This is a genomic window from uncultured Gimesia sp., assembly GCF_963972345.1.
Taxonomy (GTDB): domain Bacteria; phylum Planctomycetota; class Planctomycetia; order Planctomycetales; family Planctomycetaceae; genus Gimesia.
In genome coordinates, this window is sequence record NZ_CAXAVM010000226.1 from 1 (window position 1) to 10,858 (window position 10,858).

Consider the following 10,858-nt stretch of genomic DNA (forward strand, 5'->3'; position numbering starts at 1 on the left):
GCCGATCACAGCTGGCTCTTTTTTTGTTTCCTCCGTCCCACGGTTCAATCCGCCACGTATGCTTTCTGAACCTCATCCGCGGATAAAGCCCGACGATAGAGTTTTACATCTTTCATATTGCCATTGAAATAATCATGGGCACCAAAGCCGATCTTCAACGGTTCCGAATTGGTTAAATCGAAGTCAGCCGGATTAAACTCAGCAGAAGTCGCCACCAGCTTCCCATCCACATACAGTTTCAGACGGTCCTTTTCTTTCACTGCCACAATCTGCCGCCAGCCCGGCTTGAGCGCCGTGTCATACGTCACGTTCTTACCGGCTTCGATCGAATGCACGCGCCCCGCAGGCAATGTGCCGGCAAACAGTCTGCCCTGGAAGACAGCCATCGACCACACCCGCCGATAACGTACATCGGGCGTCATGTCGAGCCGCCCCGTATTCGTCCAGTCGACGCCGCCGTTATAGCGATAGACTTCTGCCAGTGGCAATGAGCCGGAGTACATGGCGCCGTTGTACACAACCAGCGGCATACTCTCTTTCTCGTCCCCCAATTTGCCTGCCAGGTTCCACTGATTTTTCCCGGCGTAGCGGTACACTTCCGCGTGTGGCCACTCACTCACATACAGATCTCCCTCGTACACGGTGAACCCATACGTCTGTGTGGATTCTCCCACCTTGCCCGCATGCGACCAGTTCTTCCCGTCAAAGCGGTAGACGGCTCCTTCATCGTAACCCGATGCATACAGATCGCCGTTATAAACCGCCAGCGCTTCGACCCGCTTTCCATCCGGTACGCCGCACGACGTCCAGTTTTTGTCACCATCGTAACGGTAGAAGGCAGCCGGTGCATACATGGAAGAGGCATACAGCTTCCCCCGATATACGACCATGCCGTTGATGGCTTCGACATCGGGAAGTTTGCCGCAGTGCACCCACTTGCTGTTGCCTTCATAACGATAAACGTTTCCCCCGTGATGCGGATTATCCGATTCCGACAGCGAGGAACCTTTCAAGCGATACTTGCCAGTCCCCGCATAGAGCTTCCCCTCATAGACTGCCAGTGAAGAAACCGCATTACACACATCGGGAGTCCCGCAATCGACCCATTTCTGATCCTGATCAAAGCGATAGACGTGACCGGCGGCCGACTCCCCCGGCACACAGGTTCCGGCATACAGATTCCCGTCATAAACCGCCATGCTGTAAATCAAAACGGCATTCCCCAGCTGACCATGATCGGTCCATGCTGCATCGATTTTGCCATTGTCGATTCCGAACTGCAGATGCCGGTCGTTCGACTGGCTGCTGGTCACGCCGGCATGATTCTTGATGCTCAACTGAAAACCACGTCGCGTCTTCCGATCGTATTTGCTGAGCAGCGTTCCCAGTACATCGTCCAGATCGGCACTGGTATGTACCGTCAAGGAGAGGGAAAATTCATTCGTCCCCAGCTCAAGCGATTTGGCATGAGGGACTTCGAGAAACGCTTTCCGCCCGTCAAAAACAGCCGGTTGATCGGGGATCAACTCAACACCGTGATTGATCGTTTTCAGTTTGAAAGCACTACGGTCCTGTGAGTCCCCCTGTAATCGCCAGTCGCCCAGCAAAGCAGGCTCCTCAGCATGCAACGTCGAACACTCAAACACCGTCATATTCAGAAGCAATATCATCAGCCAACAGAATCCAGGTCGTATCATCAGTTTTCACCTTACCTAATACAGAACAGAGAACAGTCTACTCAGACCAATTATTAACAAATCTAACAAATTCGACGTCTAAAAAAAATCCCGCAGTCCATTTCAGTGATGACGCAACGGTCTTCCCGGAGTAAACAATTAATCCACGTACAGGAATTCGCTGGTATTGAGAATGGCCAGGCACAGATCCGTCAAAGCGGCGCCGGCTGCGATCTCTTTGACCGGCGTCTCACTCAAAGGCAACAGCAGTTGCTCGGTCGAACGCTGTTCCCGCACCAACATCTGCTGTTGCGTTTTGAGAAACCGGGTCAGTTCCAGTAACTCAGTTTCCGTGGGCGTGCGTCCCAGCGCGCGACGAAACAGCAAGGTGACCTGTTGTTCTTCAGTTTCACCGGCCCGGTCCCAGATCAGACCTGCCAGTTCCTGCGCGCACTTCAGTGAGCTCTCTGAATTCAACATCAGCAGCGACTGTGGTGCGGTCGTCGAATTGCCGCGTCGGGAACAGCTGGTATTCGCATCCGGACGGTCAAACACATCAAACAGCGGATAACGCAAATTCCGTCGCGCGAAGACATAGATACTCCGCCGATAATGATCTTCCACGTTCGAGCTGGTTTTCCACTGATCTTTGAGCAACGTCACTCGTAATTCGCGCGGCAGCGGTGGCATCACGCCACGCCCGCCTGTTTTATCGGAAAGCTTACCACTGACCGCCAGCATTGCATCGCGAATGACTTCGGCATCCAGCCGCTGCCGTGGAAACCGGGATAACAGGGAGGCATCCGGATCTTCCTTCAGAGACCGTTGCCAGTCACTCTCTGATTGCTGTTTAGCGTTAAACTGGCTCGCCTGTCGATAGACGCTGGAGGTCAGAACCAGGCGATGCAGTGACTTCATTTTCCAGCCGGATGACATCAGCTCGGCTGCCAGCCAGTCCAGCAGTTCCGGATGTGTCGGCAGATCCCCCATCACGCCAAAGTCGCTGGGCGTAGCTGACAGACCGCGACCGAAATGATGCTGCCAGATCCGGTTCACAATCACACGTGATGTCAGCGGGTGCTCTTTCTGAGTCAGCCAGTGGGCAAATTCCCGCCGCTGCTGTCGTGCGTCATCGGCGTCAACAGCCTGTTCCTGCAGATTCGCAACCCGCAAAAAGGCAGGTTGTACACGCGGTCCCGGCTGCCGCCAGTCGCCGCGAAGCATTACGCGGCTGGGGGCTACCGGTTTACCGAGGGAAGCCAGCATGGTGACCGATCTGTTTTTGACCGGTTTGACTGCCGGCTCAAAAAAAGCACGCATCCGGTAAAAGTCGACCGTGCTGATCGGATCATATTTGTGATCGTGACACTGCGCACATCCCATCTGCAGCGCCATGAAGGCAGAGCCGACGGTGGAGGTCATTTCATTCAGCAGCGTGTGCCTGCGTTCTTCCTGGGAGTTGATATCAGGCATATCCGGGCCGGACAGACAGAAGGCGGTCGCAATCTTCGCTTCCGGATTTTCCGGCGCGATCACATCTCCCGCCAGTTGCCAGCGGACAAACTGATCGTAAGGCATATCCGCATTCAAGGCTTTGATGACCCAGTCCCGATACTTCCAGGCATCGGGGCGAATTTTATCATGCTCAAAACCATCGGTCTCAGCGAAGCGGGCCAGGTCCAGCCAGTGCTGTGCCCAGCGTTCTCCATAATGAGGGGAGGCCAGCAGACGATCTACAAGTTGTTCATACGCATCGGCAGAGTCATCTGCCAGAAACGCATCGATCTCTTCGGGCAGTGGCGGCAGGCCGATCACATCAAAATAGAGTCGGCGGATCAACGTGGTACGACTGGCCTCGGGCGCGGGTTGCAGGCCGTCCTGTTCCAGTTTCGCCAGGATAAAGTGATCAACGGGTGTCCGCGACCATTGTTTATTTTTCAGAACCGGCAATTCCGGTCGTCTGACCGGCTGAAACGACCAGTGCTCCCGGTCTGCGGCGGTGATGGGTTCCTCGGAAAGTTTCGCTGTTTCCTCTGCATTCAGCGAAGAAATATTGCAAGCGAGTATCAGAGCCACTGTCATTAACAGCCACCTCGTGGTGAGTGAAATCATGTGAGCAGTCCTTTCACAATCTTCACTTCAGCGGGCCCTGTCAGACGCTCATCCAGACCGTTATGGAAGTAGGTCAGTGATTCATGGTCCAGGCCCATCAGATGCAGCAGCGTCGCATGAAATTCATTCACGTGTACTTTATCTTCAACAGATCGCAGCCCAATGGCATCAGTGGCGCCGTAAAACCGCCCCCCGGTAATCCCGGCTCCAGCGAGCCAGCCTGAATAGCCCCAGGGATTGTGATCGCGGCCCCTGCCCTGCTCGCTCATCGGCATACGACCAAATTCACCACACCAGACCACCAGGGTATCTTCCAGCAATCCTCTTTGTTTCAGGTCTTTCAGCAAAGCGGCGACAGGCTGATCGGTTTTTTGACAATACGCGGTATGATTTTTGGTCACATCGCTGTGCGCATCCCAGCCGACCGTATCTCCGGAATAAAGCTGCACGAAACGTACGCCCCGTTCGATCATCCGTCGTGCGAGTAGACAACGCTCTCCGAAGTCCCGCGTTCGGGGATCATTGAGCCCATACATCGTGTGGGTATCGTGCGTCTCCTGTGTCAGATCCACGATTTCCGGGGCGGCAGTCTGCATACGGAAAGCCAGTTCGTAAGCAGAGATTCGCGCCGCCAGTTCGTCATCCCGGTCGCGCGCTTCCAGATGCCTGCGGTTCATGGATTGAATCAGATCCAGGGTCGCCCGCTGCTGTCGTGAAGAAATCGACGTCGGCGGTTTCAAGTTCAGAATCGGCGTTTGGCCGGCGCGCATCGTCGTGCCCTGAAATGTGGCGGGCAGATAGCCGCTGCCCCACGCGGGAGGCCCTCCTTTGATGCCACCACCGGGATCCGGCATCACCACAAACGCGGGCATGTCTGCATTTTCCGATCCCAGTCCATAGGCCACCCAACTGCCGACACTCGGATGCCCCATCAGAATGCTGCCGGTATTCATCTGGTAAACCGACTGCGGATGATTCACGCTGTCCCCATGCAGCGAACGTACGACACACAGATCGTCAACGAGCGCACCGGTATGCGGGAGAAAATCACTGACTTCGAGTCCCGATTCCCCGCGTTTGCGAAACGGCTTAATGGGCGCGAGCAACGGATTCTTAGCGACCTTGCGACGCGTCATGACTTCGCCGAAACTGTCGGGTAACGGATTTCCGGAGTACTTGACCAGGTCTGGCTTGGGATCCCACAAATCCACGTGACTGGGACCGCCGTGCATAAACAGCCAGATCATGCGCTTGGCCCGCGGTTTGAAATCGGGCGTCTTTGGTGTCAGGGAACCAGAGGCGGCCTGCGCGCCACCGTCTGTCGCTAATAATGCATTCAGGGCCATCAGCCCGATTCCGCCACCCGCGGTCCGCAGCATTTCCCGGCGATTGAACAGACCATCCCCGCACTGACCCGTCATCGTATCGCGGTGAGATCGATTCGTCTGCATGCTGCATTCTCTCCCCTCTGTCATATTCGGAATGACATTAATATATCAGGGAAAGGCAGTCAGCTCGACTGAATTCATCAACGTTTTTTGATTTGTCCAAAATTGACAGAAATGCGTCGCATGAGCCGGAACGGGCTTCGATAACAGGAATTCAATCCGACGCCTTCAGAACGAATGTTTGCACGGAGCGGAACCATTCAGACAAATCAAAGCGAGAGACGCACCACAAAAAAATATCATGCCTGAGGCACACTCTCTTTGATGATATAAACCAAACCCATTCGCTCCCGTTTCGTTCCGAATTTTTTTCTGATTTCTTTTGGAGTGATTCATCTTTTCTCACTCTTTTTTTCTGCTTTCTGAAACCACACTTCTACTGCTTGAGTATGCTTCCCGCGGGGTTAACAACATGGTCTTGAACGAGGCCATGGGGTGTTTCTTTTTGGCAACATGTTGTCTTCGTACCTCGTTTCCCGGCCCGTTGCACTGTCAGAGAAAAGGAGTTACCGGAAATCCTGACTTTTTGAAAAGCATTTCCGATCACTCATCAATACTGAGCTATATGAATAGTGACCAGCGCAATACCAGGTCGAGAAACATAAGAGAAGGCAAGCTGTGACTCATGAGAGACCGTTTTCACAAATTCAGTAAAAAGATGGGGAGATCAATGACTGCCACTTCACAAAATTACCTGAAAGGATTCATCGCCCTCACAGTCGGAGCCTGTTTCTTTCTGCAGTCCGGCTTCAGCAATGCACAACAGCCTGGCAGCATCATGCAACAGAAGCTGCCACAGAAAAACCTGTCCCCCCATGCCCTGGAAAGCCTGGTGACAGGAATTGCCTTCTATCCTGATGATCTGGTCGAAACGATTCTGGAAGCAGCACAGCATCCACTGGCGGTTCGCCAGGCTGCCGACAAGCCGGTGGTCCGCATTGGCGGGGGTCGCTTTGGCGGGGGTCGCTTTGCAGAACGCGTGCAGCAGTTCAACCAGGCTGACCCGAATGTCGAGAAGCTGAAACAGCATCCGGAAATCCTGGCGCAACTGAGCGACAACATTGCCACGACGACCTTACTGGGACGCGCGTATCAGTCGCAGCCTGATGACGTCTGGCGAGCCATCGATAAACTTCGCGCTGAAGTGGACGCGGCTCTGCAGCAGCAGCCCGAACAGTTTGTAGATGCGAGTGGTGTTCCGCTGACGGGCCAGGCCGCATACGTGGCTGCCGCCGGTTATGTCGCCGGGCGTTACTTCGTTCCCGCAACGGTTTCCGAACTTTACACAGCGTATGCGCACCCGCATCAGACAACGGCAGTAACCACCTATCATGGTGAAAACGTGAATGGCACTGCCACGCAAACCACGACGACAGGCCCCTATGGGCATGCAGCGGCTTCCACAGGCAGCAGCGCGACGACTTATACTGGTCCCAATGGAAATACGGTCACCGGAGCCACCCAGGGAGGCAGCGTTGTCTATCAGAACGGTCCCACGACCGTTGGCGCTGGTGCAGCTACGACAACCATTACCGGGCCCCAGGGAAATTCAGCGACTGCAACCGGCGCGGGTATTGCCGGAACGACGACCGCCGGTGACACGACTTATTTCGGAGCAGCAGGCGGCGGAACGGTCAACACCTCGAATGGACTCTCGGCTGCCGGCGCTGGTCAGGTAACCGGTTCAGTTCAGCAGACACAGACGGGAGCCAACTATAATACCCAGGCCAGTGGCTCTGTCGCGACGAATACCGGCGTGAACGCTTATGGCAGCAGAAACACCAGTGGCAGCGTGAATCAGAATGCAGACGGTTCTGTCAGCGGTGTTCGTAATTCGTCCACATCAGTGCAAGGGACCAACGGTTATGCTGATGTGCAACACAACAGTTCCGGCACAGTGACCGGAGATGGTAACGGTACTTATAACGGTTCCACGACTGTTGATTCCAGCAAAGGATCCGCCTCGGTCGACACGACTGCCGGGAATGGACAGGTCTCTTCCACGGTCACCACACAGAACGGTTCTACGACGGGATCACTGGGCGATGGCCAGGTCGGTCAGAGCTCCTCTTCGTCCCGCAGTCGACAATCTGCAGACAGCCAGCAGGCGGCCCGCAGCAGCAGCCAGCAAGGTTCGTATCGTTCCAGCCGCCAGTCGACTGCCTCCAATTCCCGTTACAGTCAATCATCGAGCCAGCAGATCTCTTCGGGCCTGCAGAGCATGCAGAAAAACTGGGGACAGCTCAACCAGCAGATGAACCGCTCGTCCCAGGCATCCGCCGCCTCGCGTCAGAAAAGCCAGTCGTATTCGCAGCAGAGATCTACATCTCCCTATTCAGGCGGCTCTCACTTCAGTCCTTCCAACAGTCGCACACCTTCTTCTTCACGCGGCAGCTCCTCATTCGGAGGCAGCAGCCGTGGTTCATCGGGCCGTTCCGGTGGAGGACGTGGCGGGCGGAGATAAGTTCAAAGCAATTCCCAGAGAACAGTAAGTGCGGGCAGGCCTCTTTTCATTATGGAAAGAGGCCTGTTTATTTACTTCCGGCCTCATTTATTTTTCTTTCCCTTGTCAGGAAATTTCGTTTAGAATGAAGTTGTGTCGAATTCGAAACCCTTTCTTTCACTTCTTTCACAAGACTGACAGAGAACTATGCTCCGCTATTTTATTGCGACCAACTTCTGGTTGGCTTTTACTATCTTACTGCTGGTTTCATCAACGCCCCGATACCAGATGGTGGGAAACGCCCCGCAGAACCGCTACGGCGTCTATGGCTATGCGGTATTCGGATTTGGTAATATGTCGTCTTTTTTTTACTGGACCGTGATTAGTCTCTCCTTCCTGGCTGTACTGATCTGTTTTCGGGCCTGGAAGAAAACGGAAACGGCACCTGTGAATGCGTCATGAAATTCACAAAACACTTCGCCCTCAGCACGATTGATATTCTGGTCATCCTGATGATCATTGCGATTCTTGCAATCCTGTTGCTACCCGAAGTACAACAGGGTAGAACCAGCGCCCGTCGAGACTTCTTTCGCAGTCAGATAAAACAGATTAGCCTGGCACTCCACCAGTACCAGGCAGACTATGGTTGCCTGCCTCCCCCGGTTGTGAAAGATGAACAGGGCCTCGCGTTACACAGCTGGCGGGCTCTGCTGCTGCCTTATTTCAATTCAGCGCACCACCTTAAAGATCGTCGACTCGATTATCACTTCAACGAGCCCTGGAATAGTCCTCATAATCAAGAACTCGCTATTCAGAACAAGGATCTGTATCAGCTCGACTGGCAACCACAAAACGGGCCTCGTCGAAAATCAAGGCTCGTCGCCGTCATTGATGATACAACTTTCTGGAATGAATCATCACAGTGCCGCAAGTTACCCGACTCGGAAAATCGCGGACAGCAGATCCTACTGATTGAAATACCGGGGTCTGGAATCAACTGGAATACACCTGCTGATATCACGCTGGATGAGTTATTGGCATGGAGCAGACAGGATTTATTCGACGACTATGGCCCCCTCGCATTATTCGCCGACGGGCATATCGAGTGGCTTTCTCCCCAGGAACTGCAGGGAGATAAGTTGCAGAGAAAACTGCAGAGACCATCTGTTTCAATGGTCAAGGGCATGTGATTTACTTTGGAAAGATGCGTATTTCGCTCTAGACTGACTCAGAAACAGCACAATAAACTCGAAAGGATTCCGACTATGTTTCCCTCAAAAGCGACGCTGTACCTGGTGCTCATCGCGGCAGGTCTGATTGTGTTCTCGTCTTTAGAAAACAACCAGGCGGCCAATCCTGAAGTTGATCCCTCACAGGTCATTCTGCGTTCGATTCAGACAGCCGAGGGGCCGCAGCTGGAAATTCGAATCGGGCACTTAGTCTGCAAAACGAAACAACTGACCGTTCAGCGCAAAGGTGGTTTGGAACACACCGTGCAGCCGGTCGGCGGGAAAGTGCAAATCAAAAGCGACAGACAAAGTATTTCCTCGCAGCACGTGGAATACGCGCTCCCCTGGTTAACAGGAGAGCGCGTATTCAGTAAATCAGGCCTGCGGGGCTCCCCTGTATTCCAGTTCGGTTGAGGGATCGGTCAGGAATTCTATTTTGCCGCTCTTCACGTCGTAGAGTGCACCCACCACCATGATCTTGCCGGCATCGACCAGGTCACGAACCACTTCGCTGCGCCGCGTGATTTCGTGGACACTGCGATAGACGTTGCGTCGTGCCGTATCATCAACAAACTGTTCCTTGACTTCCTCACTCAACTCGCTCAAACCGTTGCAGATTTCTTCATCCACACAGGGAGCGATCTCATCGACAATCGAATCCAGGTGGGAACAGCCCGTGACCTGTGATGCATTATTATGGTCGCACATCAGTTGCACGGTAGAAGTGACGGCGCCACAACGGGTATGCCCCAGCACCAGTACCAGTTTCACTCCCACGACCGCGACACCATATTCAATGCTGCCCAGTGACTTATTCCCGATGACATTTCCGGCCACACGCACGCTGAAAATATCGCCGATGCCCAGGTCCAGAACCAGTTCCGCCGGCACACGGGAATCGATACAGCTCAACACCACGGCCAGCGGATTCTGTTCGCCGGCGGTCGCATTCACCTGATGCCCCAGATCGCGGGACAGTCGATTTCCTGAATAAAACCGCTCGTTGCCTTCACGCAAAATCTGCAGCACCTGGTCTGGCGTAATCTGATCCTTCAGATCCCTCGTGGAATAGTCGGCGAATTGAATTTCATCGCTCAACTGATACTTTTTCCGGAAGCCGCGCAAGCTGACACTTATGCCGCGTGCCGGGCCGATTTTATCTTTGAACTCCTGGATCAGGCTTAAAATATCCGGGTCGATATAATCTGTGCTGCTGGCATCAATCAGCATGTTGGTGCCCCGCGGTGCATCGTTAAAGACCTTATCGAGGGCGGCACGATTCAAAAAGCTGACCTGGTTGGCCAGTTCGATATGCAGCACATCTCCCCCGACGTGTGTCTCCACAATCCGGCGAATGGGCTGTCGGAGGCTGCTGTTCAGGATAAACAGCAGGCTCACGCCGAGACCAATCAGAATTCCGATCAACAGGTCGGTGAATACAATGGAGAGTAGCGTGATCAGGAACGGCAGAAACTGGTAACGTCCCTCGCTCCACATCTGCCGAAACAGGGCGGGACTGGCCAGCTTGAAACCGGTGACCAGCAGAATTGCCGCCAGCGCCGCCAGGGGAATCATATTCATATACATGGGAATCAGCGCCACTGCGATCAACAACAGAATGCCGTGAAAGATTGTCGATCCTTTCGTCTTCGCGCCCGCATTGACATTCACGGAACCACGTACAATCACTGATGTCACGGGCAGGCCGCCAATCATGCCGGCCGTCACGTTGCCGACTCCCTGTGCAATCAATTCACGACTGGCAGGAGAATTACGGTTTTCCGAATCGAGCTTGTCAACGGCTTCGAGGTTCAGCAGAGTTTCCAGAGAGGCCACAATCGCGATGGTCACTGCCGCCGTATAGATGGCTGGATTGGCCCACTGCGAAAAGTCGGGAAAGGTCAAAAACGACATCAGGTCACTGGCCGATTCGGCAACGGGAATCTGGAC

The 10,858-nt window shown here is 54.1% G+C and carries 8 protein-coding genes; 4 read left to right on the forward strand and 4 right to left on the reverse strand.

The window, feature by feature from the left end; genetic code table 11:
- Positions 1 to 44: 44 nt before the first annotated feature.
- The 3 genes from AACZ40_RS25140 to AACZ40_RS25150 form a co-directional block, all read right to left on the reverse strand.
- The gene (locus AACZ40_RS25140) at positions 45 to 1,670 is read right to left on the reverse strand and encodes a LamG-like jellyroll fold domain-containing protein (RefSeq protein WP_339676316.1); all 1,626 of its coding nucleotides are present in this window, start codon (positions 1,668 to 1,670) and stop codon (positions 45 to 47) included.
- A 165-nt stretch (positions 1,671 to 1,835) separates the two neighbouring features.
- Complete coding sequence (locus AACZ40_RS25145; RefSeq protein WP_291173118.1) at positions 1,836 to 3,788, reverse strand: DUF1549 and DUF1553 domain-containing protein; 1,953 nt, start codon at positions 3,786 to 3,788, stop codon at positions 1,836 to 1,838.
- Positions 3,785 to 5,239 carry a DUF1501 domain-containing protein gene (locus tag AACZ40_RS25150; protein ID WP_291173115.1) on the reverse strand — a complete coding sequence of 485 codons (1,455 nt, stop codon included), beginning with the start codon at positions 5,237 to 5,239 and terminating at the stop codon, positions 3,785 to 3,787. The genes AACZ40_RS25145 and AACZ40_RS25150 overlap by 4 nt, the downstream gene beginning before the upstream one ends.
- Positions 5,240 to 5,906: 667 nt before the next feature.
- On the opposite strand from AACZ40_RS25150, the gene AACZ40_RS25155 reads away from it, so the two are divergent.
- From AACZ40_RS25155 to AACZ40_RS25170, 4 genes are all read left to right on the forward strand, one after another.
- Positions 5,907 to 7,700, forward strand: a complete 1,794-nt coding sequence (locus AACZ40_RS25155; RefSeq protein ID WP_291173114.1) for a DUF3300 domain-containing protein — start codon at positions 5,907 to 5,909, stop codon at positions 7,698 to 7,700.
- Positions 7,701 to 7,886: 186 nt separating this feature from the next.
- On the forward strand, positions 7,887 to 8,141 hold the full coding sequence (locus AACZ40_RS25160; RefSeq protein ID WP_291173110.1) for a hypothetical protein: 255 nt from the start codon (positions 7,887 to 7,889) through the stop codon (positions 8,139 to 8,141).
- Positions 8,138 to 8,869 carry a DUF1559 domain-containing protein gene (locus AACZ40_RS25165; RefSeq protein WP_291173108.1) on the forward strand — a complete coding sequence of 244 codons (732 nt, stop codon included), beginning with the start codon at positions 8,138 to 8,140 and terminating at the stop codon, positions 8,867 to 8,869. The genes AACZ40_RS25160 and AACZ40_RS25165 overlap by 4 nt, the downstream gene beginning before the upstream one ends.
- A gap of 75 nt (positions 8,870 to 8,944) precedes the next feature.
- Positions 8,945 to 9,322, forward strand: a complete 378-nt coding sequence (locus AACZ40_RS25170; protein ID WP_291173105.1) for a hypothetical protein — start codon at positions 8,945 to 8,947, stop codon at positions 9,320 to 9,322.
- On the opposite strand, the gene AACZ40_RS25175 is transcribed toward AACZ40_RS25170, so the two are convergent.
- Positions 9,284 to 10,858: carbonic anhydrase (locus AACZ40_RS25175; protein WP_339676321.1), on the reverse strand; the 1,575-nt coding region annotated here is incomplete at its 5' end. The genes AACZ40_RS25170 and AACZ40_RS25175 overlap by 39 nt on opposite strands.